The organism is Amycolatopsis sp. CA-126428 (assembly GCF_002904335.1).
Taxonomy (GTDB): Bacteria; Actinomycetota; Actinomycetes; order Mycobacteriales; family Pseudonocardiaceae; genus Amycolatopsis.
In genome coordinates, this window is record NZ_PPHF01000030.1 from 240,671 (window position 1) to 260,321 (window position 19,651).

The 19,651-nt window shown below is 70.9% G+C and carries 10 protein-coding genes; 6 read left to right on the forward strand and 4 right to left on the reverse strand.

Going from position 1 to position 19,651, the window contains the following annotated elements:
* Positions 1-17: 17 nt before the first annotated feature.
* Positions 18-1,889: a propionyl-CoA synthetase gene (locus tag C2L58_RS07900; protein ID WP_103337113.1), complete on the reverse strand. Its 1,872-nt coding sequence runs from the start codon at positions 1,887-1,889 to the stop codon at positions 18-20.
* Positions 1,890-2,074: 185 nt separating this feature from the next.
* On the opposite strand from C2L58_RS07900, the gene C2L58_RS07905 reads away from it, so the two are divergent.
* A complete protein-coding gene (locus C2L58_RS07905) occupies positions 2,075-3,838 on the forward strand; it encodes a serine/threonine-protein kinase (protein ID WP_103337114.1) in 1,764 nt (587 codons plus the stop codon).
* A 35-nt stretch (positions 3,839-3,873) separates the two neighbouring features.
* Here C2L58_RS07905 and C2L58_RS07910 read toward each other — a convergent pair whose 3' ends face one another.
* Entirely contained in the window at positions 3,874-4,188 is a 315-nt protein-coding gene (locus C2L58_RS07910; RefSeq protein WP_233225612.1) for an rRNA adenine N-6-methyltransferase family protein, read from the reverse strand.
* Between the two features lie 76 nt (positions 4,189-4,264).
* Between C2L58_RS07910 and C2L58_RS07915 the strand changes: the two genes are divergently transcribed.
* A complete protein-coding gene (locus C2L58_RS07915; RefSeq protein WP_103336867.1) occupies positions 4,265-4,978 on the forward strand; it encodes an AraC family transcriptional regulator in 714 nt (237 codons plus the stop codon).
* Here C2L58_RS07915 and C2L58_RS07920 read toward each other — a convergent pair whose 3' ends face one another.
* Positions 4,979-6,547 (reverse strand): dolichyl-phosphate-mannose--protein mannosyltransferase, encoded by a 1,569-nt coding sequence (locus C2L58_RS07920; RefSeq protein WP_103336868.1) that lies wholly within the window; start codon positions 6,545-6,547, stop codon positions 4,979-4,981.
* Between the two features lie 68 nt (positions 6,548-6,615).
* Here C2L58_RS07920 and rsmI point away from each other — a divergent pair, with 68 nt between their 5' ends.
* The 4 genes from rsmI (at position 6,616) to C2L58_RS07940 (ending at position 19,040) form a co-directional block, all read left to right on the forward strand.
* Entirely contained in the window at positions 6,616-7,455 is an 840-nt protein-coding gene (gene rsmI / locus C2L58_RS07925; protein ID WP_103336869.1) for a 16S rRNA (cytidine(1402)-2'-O)-methyltransferase, read from the forward strand.
* A 237-nt stretch (positions 7,456-7,692) separates the two neighbouring features.
* Positions 7,693-11,826, forward strand: a complete 4,134-nt coding sequence (locus tag C2L58_RS07930) for a LamG domain-containing protein (RefSeq protein WP_158264092.1) — start codon at positions 7,693-7,695, stop codon at positions 11,824-11,826.
* A gap of 45 nt (positions 11,827-11,871) precedes the next feature.
* Positions 11,872-18,600: an RHS repeat-associated core domain-containing protein gene (locus C2L58_RS07935; RefSeq protein ID WP_146073545.1), complete on the forward strand. Its 6,729-nt coding sequence runs from the start codon at positions 11,872-11,874 to the stop codon at positions 18,598-18,600.
* A complete protein-coding gene (locus tag C2L58_RS07940) occupies positions 18,600-19,040 on the forward strand; it encodes a hypothetical protein (protein ID WP_146073546.1) in 441 nt (146 codons plus the stop codon). Before C2L58_RS07935 ends, C2L58_RS07940 begins: the two co-directional genes overlap by 1 nt.
* 47 nt (positions 19,041-19,087) lie before the next feature.
* On the opposite strand, the gene C2L58_RS07945 is transcribed toward C2L58_RS07940, so the two are convergent.
* A complete protein-coding gene (locus C2L58_RS07945) occupies positions 19,088-19,621 on the reverse strand; it encodes a QsdR family transcriptional regulator (protein ID WP_103336873.1) in 534 nt (177 codons plus the stop codon).
* Positions 19,622-19,651 lie beyond the last annotated feature (30 nt).

Genomic DNA, 19,651 nt, shown 5'->3' on the forward strand with positions numbered 1-19,651 from the left:
AGCATTTGGAACAGTTCTTAACGAAGGGCTTCCCGGATCGCTTCCAGGACGCTCGGGTCCTCGATCGTCGAAGGCACCGCCTCGTCGCGGCCGTCGGCGATCGCGCGCATCGTCTTGCGCAGGATCTTCCCCGACCGCGTCTTCGGCAGCGCGTCCACAATGGACACGTCACGGAACGCGGCGACCGGGCCGATGTCCCGCCGGACCAGCGCCACGAGTTCGTCCCGCAGCCGGTCCGCCGGAACGTCCGCGCCCGCCTTGAGCACCACGAACCCCCGCGGCAGCTGGCCCTTGAGCTGGTCGGCCACGCCGATCACGGCGCACTCGGCGACCGCCGGGTGCGAAGCCAGCACGGCCTCCATCGACCCGGTGGACAGCCGGTGCCCGGCGACGTTGATGACGTCGTCGGTCCGGCCCATGACGAACAGGTAGCCGTCTTCGTCGAAGTAGCCGGAGTCGCCGGTCAGGTAATGGCCTTCGTAACGCGAGAGGTAGGCCTCGCGGTACCGCTCGTCGTCGCCCCACAGCGTCGGCAGCGATCCCGGCGGCAGCGGCAGCTTCACGGTGATGGCGCCTTCGCGCCCGGCCGGCAGCTCCTCGCCCGCCTGGTCGAGGATCCGGACGTCCCAGCCGGGGACGGGCTTGGTCGCGGACCCCGCCTTGACGTCCATCGGCTCCAGGCCGCGCGGGTTGGCGGCGATCGGCCAGCCGGTCTCGGTCTGCCACCAGTGGTCGACGACCGGCACGCCGAGCTTCTCGTGCGCCCAGTGGTAGGTCTCCGGGTCGAGCCGCTCGCCGGCCATGAACAGCGTCCGGAACTGCTTCAGCTCGTACTTCTCCAGCTCACGGGCGTCCGGGTCGACCTTCTTGACGGCCCGCAACGCGGTCGGCGCGGTGAACAGCGCCTGGACGCCGTGCTCGGCGATGACCCGCCAGAACGCGCCCGCGTCGGGCGTGCCGACGGGCTTGCCTTCGTACATGACCGTCGTCGCTCCGACGAGAAGCGGCGCGTACACGATGTAGGAGTGCCCGACGACCCAGCCGACGTCGGACGCCGTCCACCAGACGTCACCGGCGTGGGCGTCGTAGACCGCTTCCATCGAGTAGGCGAGCGCGACGGCGTGGCCGCCGGTGTCGCGCACGACGCCCTTCGGCTTCCCGGTGGTCCCGGACGTGTAGAGGATGTACAGCGGATCGGTCGCCGCCACCGGCACCGGGCCGGCCGGGCCGGCGCCGGCCGCCAGCTCCCGCCAGTCGAGGTCGCGCCCGGTCAGCACGGCCGGCGCCTGCTCGCGCTGCAGCACGACGACGTGGTCGGGCTGGTGCTCGGTCATCCCCAGCGCGGCTTCGATGATCGGCTGGTACTCGACCACCCGCGTCGGCTCGATGCCGCAGGACGCCGCCAGGATGACCTTCGGCTTCGCGTCCTCGATCCGCGCGGCCAGCTCCTTCGGCGCGAACCCGCCGAAGACCACCGAGTGCACGGCGCCGATCCGCGCGCAGGCCAGCATCGCGATCGCGGCCTCCGGCACCATCGGCAGGTAGACGATCACCCGGTCACCCTTCGTGACTCCGAGCGAGCTGAGCGCGCCGGCGAAGCGCGCGACGGTGTCCCGCAGCTCCTCGTAGGTGTAGGTGCGTTGCCGTCCGGTCACGGGAGAGTCCCAGATCAGTGCGGCCTGGCCGCCGCGGCCGGCTTCGACGTGCCGGTCCAGCGCGTTGTAGGAGGTGTTCAGCTCGGCGTCCGGGAACCACCGGTGGAAGGGCGGGTTCGTGTCGTCCAGCGCCCGTCGCGGTGGCCTGGTCCAGCTGATCGACTCCGCCGCGGCCAGCCAGAACGCGTCCGGCTCGGCCAGGCTGCGCCGGTAGGCTTCGGAGTACGCGCCCATGCTCCGCTCCTTCGGGTCGGCGGTTCCGCCGATCCCCATCATGGCGCGGGAGCGGTGGCCGCGCCGGATTCGGCCGCGGAAAGACCCGGCAACCTCAGGGAGCCCGGGAGCGTCCTAAGCTGGACCGCGGGGAAACGCCGCGTGACGGCCACGAAGTGAACACGGACAGTGAGGGGAGCCCGGCGGTGAACGGACTCGCGAGCGCGTTGCTCTCGCTAGCCCATTCCTTGTTCGGCCCGGGCTTCTGCCCCGGCGAATGGGTCTGGGCCACGAGTGCGGCCGGCGCGCTCGTCGCGCTGCTTCCGCCGATCGGCGCGGTCGCCGTGTCGATCATCCGGAAGGGCACCGGCAACCGCTACGACGCGACGACGCTGGGCGTCTTCGGGGGGATCGGCCTGGTCAGCGCGCTGGTGCTGCCGTGGCTGCTGTCGAACGGCGTGTCGGGGGTCTACCGGGCGGCGTTCGGCGGCGACAAGACCGGCCTGAGCCGGACGGAACTGGGCACGCTCGGCGGCGACGGCGGCTGCTGGGTGGGCAGCCAGGTGAAGTACCTGGGCGGCGGCCAGAGCGTCTACGACGTGCTGTTCTCGAAGACCGGCAGTGACCTCCCGTTCTTCGTGTACCTGCTGGCCTTCGCCGTGCTGGGCGGCGGCTCGCTGTTCTTCGTCATGCTGCAGGGCCGCACAGCCTTCCGCCGCGGCCCGAAGTGGCCGTCGCGGTTCTTCTGGATCCCGTTCGCCGCGATGCTGGTGTTCAGCGTCGGCATGGAGGCGAACACCGCGCTGCACTTCTTGCTGGGCTTCCTGCCGTTCAGCGTGCTGGGCCTGATCCCGGTCGCGATGGTCGGCCCGCCGCCGTGGTCGGTGATCAACCGGTCGGACCGGTCGGACGAGCCGCCGCCGCGCCGCCAGCAGGAGCCGCCGCCGTCGCAGGTCCAGCCGCGCCCGACCCCGCCGCCACCACCACCGCCCCCGGCCAACCGGCCGTACCCGAAGACGGCACTGGCCTCCGCGCCCGAGCCGCCGTCCCCGCCGCTCGGCGCGCTGGCCGCGGCGCCGGGCCCGATCCCGCCGCCGCCCGGCTCCCGCAACGCCGGTGGCAGCCGCTACCGCCGCGTCAAGCAGCTCGGCGCGGGTGGCTTCGGCACGGTCTGGCAGGCCGTCGACACCCAGCTGAACCGCACGGTCGCGCTGAAGATCGCGCACGCGCCGGACCGCGACACGGCCGAGCGCATGCAGCGCGAGGCCCGCGCGCTGGCCGTGGTCAGCCACCCGAACTGCGTCAAGGTGTACGACCTGGCCGAGGAGCCGGACGGCCTCGCGCTGGTGATGGAGTACCTCGAAGGCCGTCCGCTGGCCGAGCTGGTCGACGGCCAGGGCCCGCTCGACGACGTCGCCGCGGGCCGCCTGTGGGCGACGATGGCGGGTGCCTTGGCGGCGGCACACGAGAAGGGCGTCCTGCACCGCGACATCAAGCCGTCGAACATCGTCCTCGACCGCAGCGGCCTGGCCCACCTGATCGACTTCGGCATCGCCCGCAGCCAGGGCGATTCGAAGATGACGGCCACCGGGATGATGATCGGCACGCCCGACTTCGTCGCCCCGGAGCAGGCCATGGGGGCGACGGCGTCCCCGGCGTCCGACGCGTGGCAGCTGGCGGCGACGATCAGCTACGCGCTGTCCGGCCAGCCACCGCGCGGAACACGGGAGACGCCGATGGCGGCGCTGATGGCGGCGGCCCGGGCCGAGCCGGTGTCGCGGTTGCCGCAGCGCAGCGCGCACGCCCGGTTGCTGGCGGCCTCACTGGACCCGGAGCCGCGGCGGCGTCCGACGCTGAACGCGGTGCGCCGCGAGGTCGAAGGCTGGCTGTCGCGAGCGGGCAAGTCCGCGGACGGCCCGGTGACGCGGGTCGTGCCGCGCCAGCCGGGGAGCCAGCTCCCGCGCCGCTGACCTCTCGTGAGTGGTAAGGCGGGTTAGAACCCGCCTTACCACTCACGAGGCTTGACGGCCGAGAACCGGTTCGCCTCGAACGGCATCTGCGCGCCGCTGCCCTCGACGACCTCCGCGCGGTCGCCGTACTTCGCCCGCAGCAGCTCACTCGACGCGGGGTCGATCTCCAGGACGATCAGCTTCGGGACCGCCTTGAGCAGCACGGTCGTGGTGGCGCCGAAGCCGGGGCCGATCTCGAGGACGTCGTCGCCGAGGTCGTGGCGGGCCAGCCAGGGTGTCAGCCGCTCCTCGACCGTCGCGGCCCACTTCTCCGAGCTGCAGATCTTGCGGTGGATCAGGTTCATCGGCATGCGTCCGACGCTATTTCGGCGCGCGGGTGACCGGTAGCCGATACGCTGCCAACCGATGTCGCGAACCGGTCAAGCCATGCTGCTCGGCGAGGTCGACCTGCCCGCCCGCACCTGGTTCCCGTGGCACGCGCACCCGGCGCACCAGCTGGTCTGGTCGGCCCGCGGGGTCGTCGCGGTCAAGGCGGGCGACGCCGGCTGGGTGCTGCCGCCGACGCGGGCCCTCTGGATGCCCGCCGGCGTCCGGCACCGCACCGGCGCGCTCGGGCGGGCGGCGCTGCGCGGCATCTACGCCGACCCGGCGCGGTCGCCGGTGTCGTGGCCGCAGCCGCGGGTGGTCGTCGTCCGGCCGCTGCTGCGGGAGCTGCTGGAGTACCTGACCGGCGACGGCGTCGCGCCCGCGGCCCGGCTGCGGGCCGAAGCCGTGGCCTTCGACCTGCTGGAGCCCCTGGACGTGGTGCCGATCGTGGTGCCGTCGCCGGCGGACCCGCGCGCGCTCGACGTGGCGGCGGCCGTGCTTGCGAACCCGGCCGACCCGCGGACCCTCGCCGAGTTCGGCCGCGACGTCGGGGCCGCGGAACGGACGCTGGCGCGGATCTTCGTCCGCGAGTGCCGGATGCCGTTCGGGACCTGGCGCACCCAGGCGCGGCTGCGGGCGGCCCTGCCGCTGCTGGCCCAGGCCGTCCCGCTGGAGACGGTGGCCCACCGCGTCGGGTACAGCTCGGCGAGCGCGTTCGTCGCGGCGTTCCGGCGGGCCGTCGGCGTCACGCCCGGGGCGTACTTCGCCGGCTGACTACCGCCAGGACGGCAGCCAGCGCTCGGCCTCCCACTGGCCGTTCGTGATCGCGATGCCGTTCAGGATCGGCCACAGCCAGGCGAAGTTCGCCACCACCAGCCCGACGTACAGCGACACCACCAGCAGGCCCGTGCCGCGTCTCTCGAAGCCGCGCCGGGCGCTGCCGAGGATCTGGCCCAGGCACAACGTCAGCCCCAGCACCAGGAACGCCGCCAGCGGCGTCGCGTAGAAGAAGTACATCTGGCGGTCGATGTTGGTGAACCAGAAGACGTACCCGCCGAGGTAGCCGACCAGCACGGCCGCGTAGCGCCAGTCCGCGCGGAAGATCGAGCGCCACGCCGCCCAGCCGAGCATCGGGATCGCCAGCCACCACATCGCCGGCGTGCCGATCAGCATCGTCGCGCTGATGCAGCGGGCCTCGCCGCAGCCGGTGACCTCGCCGTTGTAGCTGTAGAGCATCGGGCGCAGGCCCATCGGCCACGTCCACGGCTTCGACTCCCACGGGTGCGGGTTGTCCTTGGGCGTGACCAGCGTTTCGTGGAAGTGCAGGACGTTCGCCGTGTAGTCGCCGAGCGAGCGCAGCGCCGGCGGCATCCACGACCAGAAGCCCGGCGCGATGTCCTTGATCTCGGTGTAGTGCCGGTCGGTGGCGGTCTCGCTGGCGAACCAGGCCCAGTACGCGGCGAAGTACATCAGGAACGGGATGACCAGGATCGCCCACAGCGCGGGCAGCACGTCCCGGCGGATCGTGCCCAGCCAAGGCCGTTCGACGCCGGCGGCGCGGCGGGCGGCGACGTCGAAGAACACGGTGAGCAGCCCGAACGCGACGATGTAGTACAGCGCCGACCACTTGACGCCGAAGGTCAGCCCGATCATCAGCCCGGCCGCGAACCGCCACCAGCGGAAGCCCAGCTTGGGTCCCCAGACGGACTCGTTCACCCAGCCCTCGCGGACCGCCGTCGCCAGCCGCTCGCGCACCTGGTCGCGGTCGACGAGCACACAGGCGAACGCCGCGAACACGAACAGCGCGATGAAGATGTCGAGCATGCCCATCCGCGACTGCAGGTGCAGGACGCCGTCGCTGATCACCAGGATGCCGGCGATGCCGCCGAGCAGCGTCGAGCGGGTCAGGCGGCGGGCGACGCGGATGACCAGCAGCACCAGCAGCGTGCCGGCCAGTGCGGGCATGATGCGCCAGCCCCAGCCGTTGTAGCCGAACAGCCATTCGCCGATGGCGATCAGCTGCTTCGCCAGCGGCGGGTGGACGACCAGTTCGTAGCCGTAGTTGTCCTCGTAGCCGCCGTTGCGCAGCACCTGCCACGCCTGCGGCACGTAGTGCTTCTCGTCGAAGACGGGGCTGCCCTTGTCGGTCGGCACGCCGAGGTTCTGCAGCCGGACGATGCCGCCGATCACGGTCAGCACGAGGGTGACGACCCAGCCGCGCAACCGGTCCGTGGGCATGCCTCGGCCGAGCAGGGTCAGCTCGCGGTCGGTGGGCGGCCGGAGCGCCTCGACCGGGTCCGGCCGGACGCTTTCGTCGTCGGGACGGGTCAGCACGGCGGTCACGGGGGCGATCCTACGGGCGGGGCGGGGCGTCCGTCGTCCGGATCCGCTGATCAGCCTAGGCTGGCCGGGTGACTTCGGGCCGCCTCATCCTCGCCGCCACCCCGCTCGGCGACGTCCGCGACGCTTCCCAGCGCCTGGTTTCGGCCCTGGCGGAAGCCGACGTGATCGCGGCCGAGGACACCCGGCGGCTGCGATCGCTGGCGTCGGCGCTGGAGGTGACCCCGCGCGGCCGGGTGGTGAGCTTCTACGAGGACGTGGAGACCGCGCGCCTGCCCAAGCTGCTCGAAGCGCTGCACGCGGGCGAGACGGTGGTCCTGGTGACGGACGCGGGCATGCCCAGCGTGTCCGATCCGGGCTTCCGGCTGGTGGCCGCGTGCGTGGCGGAAGACCTGCCGGTGACGTGCCTGCCGGGCCCGTCCGCGGTGACGACGGCGCTCGCGTTGTCCGGTTTGCCCTGTGACCGGTTCTGCTTCGAGGGGTTCGCGCCGCGCAAGCCGGGCGAGCGGGCCAAGTGGCTGACGTCGTTGCGCGCCGAGCCCCGGACGGCGGTGTTCTTCGAGTCCCCGCACCGGCTGGCCTCCCTCTTGTCCGACGCGGCCGCGGTGCTGGGCCCGGACCGCCCCGCCGCGGTGTGCCGGGAGCTGACGAAGACGTACGAAGAGGTGAAGCGGGGCACGCTCGCGGAGCTGGCTTCGTGGGCTGCGGACGGGGTGCGCGGCGAGATCACGGTGGTGCTCTCGGGGGCCGAGCCGCGGGCGGTGTCGGTGGCGGACCTGGTGGACGAAGTCGCGGCGCGGGTGGCCTCCGGCGAGCGCCTGAAGTCCGCGGCGGCGGAGGTCGCCGAAGCGACCGGGGTGTCCAAAAAGGAGCTTTACGACGCGGTGCTGGCGGCCCGGAAGTCGCAATGACTTCGCCTGGAGAACGCCGTTCTACTCTGCGTCGCACTGTCCGGGAAGTATGTCCTTTTTGTGGGGATGGGCGGCTCCGCGTGGATTAAGCCTTCTGGCCGCTGGCGCGCGAGGCGTTCATCGGAGATCGTTTCGAAGCGCGGTCCGGGGGTGGTCCGGCCGCACAACGAGGGGGTTCTTCGCGTGTCTTCGTCCTGCCCGAGATCCAGATCCGGCGCCGTTCTGCTCGTGCTGGCCGTGGCTTTCGGGATTCTCCCGGCCACGGCCTTTTCGCGTCCCGCGCCCGCCGCGGCCGGCACCGTCGCGCAGGTGCCCGACACCGCGCCGGACGAGGCGACCGCCGGCCGCTACGCCGGACTGGCGCACAAGCGCGTCCAGGCGATGGACCAGACCACCGAGGCCGCCGAAACCTTCGCCAACCCCGACGGCACCTTCACCGCCACCCGCCACCTGCGGCCCGTGCGCGTCAAGCAGGGCGGCGGCTGGGCGGCGCCCGACTCGACGCTCGCGGCGAAGGACGGCGTGCTCGCCCCGAAGGCCGCGACCACCGGGATCACCCTGTCGGCGGGCAAGCCCCGCGCGGTGAAGTCCGCCGGCGCGCAGCCCCTGCTGCGGCTGACGCGCGACGGCACGACGGCCGGGTTCGACTGGGCCGGCGCCCTGCCCGAGCCGGTCGTCACCGGCGCCACCGCCACCTACTCCGAGGTCTTGCCCGGCGTCGACCTGCGGGTCGAGGTCGACGTCGACACCGTGCACGAGGTCGTCGTGGTCAAAACCCCCGAGGCCGCCGCGAAGGTGGAGACCCTCGGCTTCGGGCTGCCGGTGCAGAACGGCACCGTGGTCAAGGACGCCGACGGCAGCCTCCACGTACGGGACGCGAAGGGCGACGAGAAGTTCAGCGCCCCGCCCGCGACCATGTGGGACTCGTCCGGCATCGACCCGGACGGCCGCGACTTCACCCGCGGGCCGGCGCCCGGCGGCCACCGGGCCGCGGTCGGCGTGGACCTCGCCGGGACGAAGCTCACCCTCACCCCGGACCAGAAGCTGCTGGCCGCGCCCGACACCGTCTACCCGGTCTACGTCGACCCGACCTGGCACGACATCTACTGCCAGAACTGCGGCCGCAACCACTACCTCGTCCAATACGCCTGCGGTTCGAACAAGTCGCCCGGCGACGCGGTCTGGGACAGCGACGACAACCTTCGCGCCGGGTACGTGAACGACCCGAAGTCGACCTGCAACGGGTCGCACCTCATCACCGCCCGCTCGTTCGTCGAGATGAACCTGGGCGGGCTCGCCGGGAAGAAGATCTACGGTGCCCAGCTGAACCTCGCCCTCACCAACCCGGGCAGGTGCGAGCGGGACAACGACGTCGTCTGGTCCGGTGGCATCTCCGCGGGGATGGCGTTCAACAGCGGGCCGTCGTGGTGGAGCCCCATCAGGACCGTCGCGGGCTGTCCGGCGAACGCCGGCTTCGACATCACCGACGTCATCGCGAACGCGGTCGGCAGCAACTCGCCGACCTGGACCTTCGGCCTCGTCTCGCGGAACGAGGGCGACGATTGGACCTGGAAGCGCTATTCGACGCAGGTCGGGTTCTCGGTCATCTACAACTCCCCGCCGAACCAGCCGGCCAACCTCGCCGTCTTCAACGGCACCCAGCCCTACCCCTGCGTCCAGGGCGCCTCACGCCCGGTGCTCGGCCCGACCAGCACCGGCTACGTGACCCGGGCCAACGTCTCCGACCCCGACGGCAACGCGCTCGACGCCCGGTTCCGCATCTACAAGGGACTCGTCAGCAGGGGGTCCGGCAACTACACCTGGGACGGCCGGGAGTTCGGCTCGGACAACATCCTGAGCGACGGCAACCAGGCGAACCGGAACGCGGTCACGACCCTGCCCAAGGACGAGATGAACGCCGACGGGTTCTACTCGTGGGACGTCCACGCGTTCGACGGCAAGGACACGTCGTGGGCCGTGCCGTGCGAGGCCGAGGTCGAGCTGACCCCGCCCGCGGTCCCCGGGGTGGCGTCGCAGACCTACCCGTCGGGCGCCTACGGCGGCGGCCCCGGCCGCGCCGGTGACTTCACCTTCACCCCGGCCGGCACCGCGGCCCCGGTCGACCACTACGTCTGGCGGCTGGACAACACGGCCTCGCCGAGCTGCAACGGCACCGAAGCCGGCACGGTGACGCCGAAGGCCCTCAACGGGCCCGGTACGACGGCGATCGCCCCGGGCAGCTCGGGACCGCACGTGCTCAGCGCGTGGTCGTGCAACCGGGCGAAGACCCCGTCGAACCGGGTCGACTACGCGTTCACGGTGAAGGACGCGGCGGCGCCGGTCGCGTCCTGGCAGTTCGAGGGCGACGGCCGTTCGCAGGTCACCGGCCTGCGGTACGCGGGTGCGGGCACCGGCAACTTCGCGGCGGGCAAGCTCGGCCAGGCCGCGGTGCTCAGCGGCCAGTCCGGTGACTACTTCGAGACACCGGCCCGGATCGTCGACACCGCGAAGTCCTTCTCGGTGTCGGCGTGGGTGAACGCGGCCGACCTGAGCAGCCGGCGTGCGTTCCTTTCCCAGGACGGCGACCAGACCAGCGGGTTCGCCCTGCAGTACCTGGAAACCGGCAAGTGGGCGTTCAGCCTGAGCGGCGCGGACGTGGCGAGCCCGGCGGTCACCTCGGCGGTTTCGACGACCGCACCGGCAGCCGGGACGTGGACCCACCTGACCGGTGTCTACGACGCCACCGCACACACCGCCGCGCTCTACGTCGGCGGTGCCCTCCAGCAGACCGTGTCCGCGACGGCGGCGAACGTGACCGGCCCGCTCGTGCTGGGCGGCGCGAAGTCGGGCGGTGCCCGCGCCTACCTGGCCAAGGGATCGATCGACGAAGCGGTCGTGGTCGGCCGGGCCCTCTCCGCGAGCGAGGTCAGCACCCTGTACGGCGCCAACGGCGTCCCCGCGGGCCTGAACGCCGCGCGGGAGTACACATTGGACGGTGACACGAAGGACGCCACCGGCACCGAGAACACCCTCGTGCTGCACAACCTGGCGTACGGCCCGGGGTATTCGGACTCCGCGGGCCAGTCGGCGACCGAGGACGGCATCGGCCACGGGAGCGGCCAGGCGCTGGCCGACCAGGGCCCCGGTTACGCCGCGACGTCAGCGCCGGCCGTCGACAGCTCGCAGAGCTTCTCGGTCTCGGCCTGGGTGAAGCTGAAGGACGCCAACCACTACACGATCCTCGCCCAGCAGGGCGTCCACGGCAACGCCGTCCAGATGAGCAGCTCGCCCGACAACATCGGGATCGGCATGAGCACCACCGACAGCGGCGATCCGAACGCGGCCGGGTGGCGCTGGGCCGCGGTGCCGATCACGCCTCACGTGGGACTGTGGACCCACGTGACCGGGGTCTACGACTCGGTGGCCGCGAAGGAACGGCTCTACCTCAACGGCGTGCTGGCCACCGAGGTGGCGATTCCCGCCGGCACCGTGTGGCGGGGCACCGGGCCGTTCACCGTGGGCAAGGTGGCTGACCAGGACCTGGGGGTCTTCAACGGCTCGATCGACCAGGTCCAGGTCTGGGACCGGGCGCTGCCCGCCGCCGAGATCGCCGGGCTCGCCAACACGGCGGTGCTGCGGGCGAACTACCAGCTCGACGGCACGACGACCGACACCGTGAGCGGCGTGACGGGCACGCCGTCGGGCAACGTCCAGCTGACCACCGACGAGAACGGCGCGAACGTCGCCCGCTTCCCCTTCGCGTGGGGCTCGCAGATCGAAGGGCCGCGGCCGCAGAACTTCCGCAGTGACCGCAGCTTCACCGTCGAGGCGTGGGTCAAGAAGACCTGGACGGACGCGGACGCGGCGAAGGAGAAGCAGCGGGATCCGTCCGATCCCGCCGGCGTCGACAAGCCCGGCCGCACCGCGCTCGGGGCGAACGGCGCCTACTACTCGCCCTACCTCCTGGGCCACCGCGGCGTCCAGGACACGAGCGGCGCCTGGCACCCGCGCTGGAGCTGGGCGATGTGGATGAAGGAGTCCACCCCGTCGACGCCGGTGTCCGTGCTGGTGACGCCGGACGGGGACGCCCAGCCGAACGTCTGGACGCACCTGGCCGGGACGTACGACGCGGTGCTCCACCGGGCTTGCCTGTACGCGACCACGGACGCCTACCGGTACACGACGAAGTGCGTCGGCAACGTCGTGGGCTGGAACGGCGCGAGCGACGTCGAGGACCTGTTCCTCGGCCGTGGCCGCTTCGAGGGCATGGACACCGACTACTGGTACGGCGACCTCCGCGGCATCCGGGTCTACAGCGGTGTGCTCGACGAGCAGCACATCAACGCGGACACCGTGCTCGACCACCCGTAATCCCGCCGGCTTCTCCCCGCGTTCGCAGAATTGGGCAGGTTTGTCATGCGCAGAAGTGCCAGTCGGGCCCGGCGGGTCCGCTTCTCCCGGGTCACCGCGGTGGTGCTCGCCGCCGTCATGCTCGGCTCCGGCGGCACGGCCGTCGCCGCGCCGGTGGGACCGCCCGGCGGCTGGTCGGTCCCGCCGGCGCCGAAGGAGAAGAGCATCCCGGTGCACCCGGTCGTCACGGGGAAGCTGCCCGAGCTCAAGGTCGGCACGGCGCCGGTCGCGGCGCCCGTCTGGCCGGCCGCCGGGGAGTTCGACGTCGACCTGGCGCCGGCCGCGCAGCCGCAGCGCGTCGCGGACTCCCCGCTGCGGCTCGGCCGGGCCGCAGCGGCCGCCAAGCCCGGCAAGGCGCACGTCAAGGTCGCCGACCACCAGGCCGCCGAGGCGCTCGGGCTCGAGGGCGTCGTCCTGTCGGTCACCGGCGCCACCGACGGCCCCGTCCGGGTCGGGCTGGACTACAGCGGGTTCGCCGGCGCTTTCGGCGGTGGCTGGAGCGACCGGCTCCGGCTGTTCGCGCTGCCGGGGTGCGCACTGTCCACACCGGACAAGCCGGAGTGCCGCACGCGCACGCCCATCGCCGGTTCGGCCAACGACGCCAAGGCGAAGCAGGTGAGCGCCGAGGTCGCGCCGAGCGGGCGGACGCAGGTGCTCGCGGCCACGGCCGCCGCGGCCGGTTCGGCCGGCTCGACGACGGCGATGCCGCTCTCGGCGGCCGGTGACTGGTCCGGCGGCGGATCGGGTGGCGACTTCTCCTACAGCTACCCGTTCACCGCGCCCAAGGCCCCGAACGGCGCCGCGCCCAACCTCGCGCTGAGCTACTCCTCGGGCAGCATCGACGGCCTGACCTCGGCGACGAACAACCAGGCTTCCTGGATCGGCGACGGGTGGGACTTCACGCCGGGCGGCTTCATCGAGCGCCACTACAAGGGCTGCAGCGAGGACCTGGGCGGCAACAACGGCCAGACGAAGACCGGCGACCAGTGCTGGGGCCCCGACAACGCGTCGCTCGTGCTCGGTGGCCGGTCGACGCAGCTGATCAAGATCAACGACACGCTGTGGCGGCCCAAGAGCGACGACGGGTCGAAGGTCGAGCTCCTGACCGGCGCGGCGAACGGCGTCTCCCGCGGTCAGCACTGGCGCGTCACCACCGGTGACGGCACCCAGTACTACTTCGGCCTCAACCACCTGCCCGGCTGGGCGAGCGGCAAGCCGGAGACGCAGTCCGCGTGGACGGTCCCGGTGTTCGGCAACAACGACGGCGAAGACTGCTACAAGCCGAACGACTTCGCGCACTCGTGGTGCCAGCAGGCGTGGCGCTGGAACCTCGACTACTCCGTCGACCCGCACGGCAACGTCAGCACCTTCTACTACCAGCCGGAGAAGAACTCCTACGGGCTGAACCTCAACGTCACCTCGGCCGGCACGCCGTACGTGGCGGGCGGCTACCCGCTGCGCGTCGAGTACGGCCTGCGGCTGGTGAACGGCAGCGTCTACGGCAGCGGCCCGACGAACCAGGTCCTCTTCGACACGGCCGAGCGGTGCATCCCGGACGCCTCCTTCGACTGCGCCCCGGCGAAGCTGACCGCCGCGAACGCGTCCCACTGGCCCGACGTCCCGTTCGACCAGATCTGCGCCGACGGCGCGACCTGTGATTACGGCGCGCCGGCCTTCTTCACCCGCAAGCGCCTGACGGCGGTTCGCACCCAGTACTTCACCGGCACCACCCCGCACGACATCGACCAGTGGGACCTCGTCCAGTCCTACCCCGGGTCGGGGGACAACGCCCCGCCCGCGCCGTGGCTGAACTCGGTCACCCACACCGGCAAGGCGGGGGCCACGCCGATCACCCTGCCACCGACCCAGTTCGACCGCTACATCTTCCCCAACCGCGTCGACACGCTCGGCGACAAGTACGCGGCGATCACCCGCAGCCGGCTCAAGGAGATCCGCACCGAGACCGGCAGCCGGATCACCGTGAACTACTCGGCGCAGGACTGCGTCCCGGGCACGAAGATGCCGGCGTCGCCGCAGACGGACAAGTACCGGTGCTACGCCTCCTACTGGAGCCCGCCCGAGGCGAAGGACCCGGTGCTGGACTGGTTCCACAAGTACGTCGTCACCGACGTCACCGAGGACGACGGGCCCGGGGACGCGATCCCGGTCGAGACCCACTACAGCTACCCGGCGGACAGCGCGGCCTGGCACTACGACGACAGCCAGTTCACCCCGGACGACCGCCGCACCTGGAACCAGTGGCGCGGCTACAACGTGGTGACCACGTCCATCGGCGCCCCGGGCGCGACGCAGACCGTGACCGAGTCCCTCTACCTGCGGGGCATGGACGGCGAGGTGGTCACGGACTCCGACGGCGGCACGATCACCGACCAGGACCCGCTGCAGGGCTTCCTGCGCGAGTCGCGGACGAAGCTGGACGACGGCCGGACCGTCGACTCGGCTTCGGTCAACGACCCCTGGCTGCGCGGCCCGACGGCGACCAGCTCCGACGGGCGCCTGAAGGCGTACATGATCGACACCGCTTCGGTGCGCGGCCGCACGCTGCTCTCGGACGGCAGGACCTACCGGCGCACGCAGGTGAAGAAGGCGTTCAACGACAACGGGATGACCACCCAGGTCGAGGATCTCGGCGACACCTCGGTGCCCGAGGACGACACCTGCACCAACACGACCTACCTGGCCAACGACACCGGGATGTTCGACCGGTCGAGCGAGGTCGTGATGTTCGGCGGCACCTGCGCCGGAACCCAGACGGCGGCGAACAGCATCACCGACGTCAAGGTGGCCTACGACCACCAGGCCATCGGGAAGCCGCCGACCCAGGGTGACATCACCGAGCAGGACACCCTCGACACCTGGGACGCCGCCGGCAAGCACTACGTCGCCACCGCGCAGAACGGCTACGACGACCTGGGCCGCGAAACCGAGGCGCGGGACGTCTTCGGCAACCTGACCAAGACCGAGTTCACCGGCAGCCCGGTCACCCAGATCAAGACGACCAACCCGCTCGGCTGGACGTCGACGACCACCCTGGAACCCGCGCGCGGCAACCCGACGACGTCGGCCGACGTCAACAGCGTCCGGACGGACGTCGACTACGACGCGCTCGGCCGGAAGACGGCGGTCTGGAACCCGGGCCGGACGAAGGGCAGCCAGACGGCGAGCGCGACGTTCGAGTACGGGCTGAGCCAGACCGGCCCGATCTTCGTGCGCACGAAGACGTTGCAGGACACGAACTCCTACACCGATTCGTACACGATCTACGACAAGCTCGGCCGGATCCGGCAGACGCAGGTGCCGGCGCAGGGCGGCGGCCGGATCATCGCCGACACCCTGTACGACTCCCGCGGCCTGCAGTTCAAAACGAACGCCCCGTTCTACAACGACGCTTCGGGGCCGAACGAGACCCTCGTCGGTGCCGCCGACGACGTGGTGATGGCGCAGACGGTCACCGAGTACGACCGCCGGGCGCGGCCGACCGCGTCGATCCTGATGTCCAAGGCCGTCGAGCAGTGGCGCACCTCCACCCGGTACGAGGGTGAGCGGACCACGACGATCCCGCCCGCGGGCGGCTCACCGTCCACAGTGGTCACCGACGTGCAGGGGCAGACCGTCCAGCGGCTGCAGTACACCAACGGCTACACCGCGGGCGGGGCGAACCCGGCCGACGTCACGACGTACGCCTACAACGCCGCCGGCGCGATGACGTCGCTCCAGGACTCGTCGGGCAACGTCTGGACGACGAAGTACGACCTGCGCGGCCGCAAGGTCGAGCAGAACGACCCGGACGCCGGGCGCTCGACGTTCACCTACGACCAGGCCGGGCAGCTCAAGACGAGCACGGACGCCCGGAACCAGACGCTGGTCTACACCTACGACACGCTCGGCCGGAAGGTCCGCGAGAACAAGGATTCCGACACCGGTCCCCAGCTGGCGACCTGGACCTACGACACGGTGCTGCACGGGCTCGGCCTGCCGGCTTCGTCGACCCGCTGGGACGGCTCCGACGGCTACACGAACCGCGTCGTCGCCTACGACGGGTTCGGCAGGCCGACCAAGACGGCCGTCGACATCCCCACGAAGGAGGACGCGCTCAAGGGCACTTACGAGTTCTCGACGGCATATACGGCGACGGGCGCCATCGCGAAGACCGTGAGCCCGGCGGCGGGGAACCTGCACCAGGAAAACATCATCCACGAGTACACCGACCTGGGCCTGCCGGCGACGACGTACGCGCTCGACTCGTCGACCGGGGCGCGCACGGACCTGGTCTCGTCGACCGGGTACACGACCCTCAACGAGATGTCGACGCTGCAGCTGGACGGCCTGACGTCGGTGGCGAACGTCGGCGTCACCCAGACCTACGACCAGGTCACCCGGCGTCCGCAGACCACGACGGTCACCCGGGAGACGCAGGTCGGTCCCGAGCTGTCCAAGCGGACCTACACCTACGACCCGGCGGGCAACGTCCGGAAGATCGCCGACACCCCGGCCGGCTCGACGGCCGACGTCCAGTGCTTCGACTACGACTACCTGCAGCGGATGTCGGACGCGTGGACCCCGTCGTCGGGCGACTGCGCGACGGCGAAGTCGGCGTCCGCGCTGGGTGGGGCGGCGCCGTACTGGAACACCTACACCTTCGACAAGACCGGCAACCGCAAGACCCAGGTCGAGCACAAGACGGCCGGCGATGTGACGACGACGTACACGTACCCGGCTTCGGGCGCCTCGGCCGTCCGGCCGCACGCGTTGCAGAAGACGGACACGGCGGGCCCGAACGGCACGGCCACGGCGGGGTACACCTACGACAAGGCCGGCTCGGTGGAGACGCGCAACGTCGGCGGCGACACGCAGACGTTCACCTACGACGCCGAAGGCCGCACGGCGACGGAGGCGGACAAGGGCGGCCAGAGCTCGTACGTCTACGACGCGGACGGCAACCGCCTGATCGCCCACGACCCGACGGGCGCGACCCTGTCGATCGGCGACCTGGAGGTCTTCCAGACGGCGGGCACGCACGCGGCGACGGCGATCCGCTTCTACGCGCACGGCGGCACGCAGGTGGCCGAGCGGGTGGGGACGTCGGGGCTGCGGTGGATGCTGGGCGATCTCCACGGCACGAACGGCCTGTCGATCACGCAGGGGACGCTGCAGCCGAACCAGCGCTACACGGACCCGTTCGGCAACGTGCGCGCGCAGACGTCGACGTGGCCGGACAAGCACGGTTTCGTGGGCGGCTACCAGGACACGACGGGCCTGACGCACCTGGGTGCGCGTGAGTACGACCCGGTGACGGGCCGGTTCACGAAGACGGACCCGGTGCTGACGCCGGACCTGCCGCAGACGTTGAACGCGTACGCGTACGCGAACAACTCGCCGGCGACGGAGTCGGACCCGTCGGGGCTGTCGGCGTGCCACAGCATGGGTTCGGACGGGCTGCTCTGCAACCCGGGCACCCCGCAGGCCGAGGGGTGTTCGTGGAACCCGAGCTGCAACGTGGTGGGCCACCACACGCAGCAGGAGATCGACAAGCGCAGCGGAAAGACCGCCCGCGACCAGTACCTGGCCGCCCACAACGTCAACACGGCGGCCTACCGCGACGCACAGGCGGTGGCGAAGAAGTCCAAGTGGGACGTGTTCGTCGAAGCGGCGGGCGAGCTGATCAAGGGCTTGATCGGCTGGGACGACATCAAGGACTGCGTGACGCAGGGCGCATTCGGTGCGTGCGTCCGGACGGTCATCAACTTCATCCCCTGGGGCAAGATCCTCAAGGCCGGCGAGATCATCGCGGACTTCTGGAAGGGCGCCAAAGCCCTAATCACGTTCGGCAAGGAGGTGGAGAAGGCCGAGAAGGTCATCGTCGACACGGAGAAGGTCCTGGTCGACGCGGATCGCGCGGCCAATGCGGCGAAGGACGCCGAGCAGGCGGTTTCGAAGGTGGCCCACGGCGCCGAGGAGGCGAAGGGCGCCGAGAGCGGCGCTTCGTGCGCGTTGCACAGTTTCGTGGCCGGGACCCGGGTTCTCCTGGCGGATGGTTCGACGAAGCCGATCGAGCAGGTCGCGAACGGCGACGTGGTCGAGACGACGGATCCGTCGACGGGCGCGGTCGAGCAGCACAAGGTGGTGGGAACGCTCGTCCACAGTGACGAGGAGCAGCGCACCGAGGTCACGCTGGACTCCGGTGGGTCCCTGGTGGCGACGGACTGGCACCCCGTCTGGGTGGAAGAGGCCGGTGACTGGGTTGCGATCGGGTCGCTCGAGGTGGGGCAGCACCTACACTCGGCGGATGGTCGGTCGGTCGAGGTCAAGGCGGTTCGCCACTTCGAGCAGGTGGCGCCGGTCTACGACCTCACGGTGGACGACGTCCACGACTACTACGTGGGCGCCGGTGCAGCGTCGGTCCTGGTCCACAACTGCAAGCCCGGCGACGCCTTTCCGGATCGGGAACTGCCCAAGCAGAAACACGGGGAACCGGAGGCGGATCCGAAGGCGGCCGGCTACCCGCACACTCAGCTGGGCCGACGTACCGGACGACGGGACAACTACGCCCAAGCCCGCGAGTTCGACGCCGAAGGCAAACCGGTTCGCGACATCGACTTCACTGACCACAGGCGGCCGGCAAACCATCCCGATCCGCACCAGCACCGGTACACGGACCCGCCATCCGGCGGGACCCGGAGCCGGGGCGATGCCGAGCCCCTGGAATACCCGTGATGCGTGAATCCGTGATGCCCATGCGCAGGCCCGATGGATCATGGGAGGAGTTGAAGCACATTCTGGCGTTGATAGCCGACAACGACCTGGTTTGGAGTTTCCTGGAGTTCGACGGCGTGGGGACTGCGCCACACGGACTGACCATTCCGGAGTTCGAGGCGATGGCGCGGCAGGAGCGTGTCGGATACGTGCTCACGTGGCCTGAGCTGCTCCAGTTCGCTGAGGATGTCCAACAGGTTCACAGTTGCTTCCTCGTGGCGACCGACTCGTCGGCCAAACTGGAGCAGATCGCCGACGAGTTCGACAGCGGTCTCGGTGCGCTCTTCTATCTGCGCGGATTCGACAACAGCCAGTGGGAGATCGGAGTGCAGGAGGATTCGGAGTACGCCGACCTCTTCCGCGGTTTGGTCGCCGAAGGCGACCGAGCCGATCGTTCGTGAAGCGTCGTCACAGACTTCGATGAGTGGGGTTACCCGCCGACTTGAGATCAGGTCAGCAACGCGGTCACCGCGGCATGCGCCTTCTCCGCATCGGGCGCATCCCCGGTGATCACGTCCGTGTACACAAAGGACTCCCCGATCCGCACCAGCAGGTAAGCCAGGTCCGGCACCGGCAACGGCGGCACCAACCGTCCCGCGGCGACCTCGGATGACAGCAGCGACTCCACCTCGGCAGTCGTCCGCCGCTGGCACACGCTCGCCCGGGTCGTCAACAACCGCAAGGCCCGCTCCGGCTCGCGACGCAGGAAGTCCCGGAACGGCGGTGAGTCGTTCGCGAACCGGACATACCCGCTCACGAAGTCCGCAACCCCAGCGGCTCCACGCCCCGCGCAAGACGGCAACAGCCGGGCGATGGAGGCGGCGGACAGCGACCACAGGATCTCCCCGAGCAGCAGGTCGCGGGACCCCACCCGCCGGTGCAGCGTCGCCCGGCTGATCGACAGCGCCTCCGCCAGCTCGCCCATGTCGACCCGCCGGCCGGCCAGGAACCAGTCGCGTGCCAGTTCGAACTCCTGAGACATATGCCAGAATGTCTCATACCAAGACGGAGA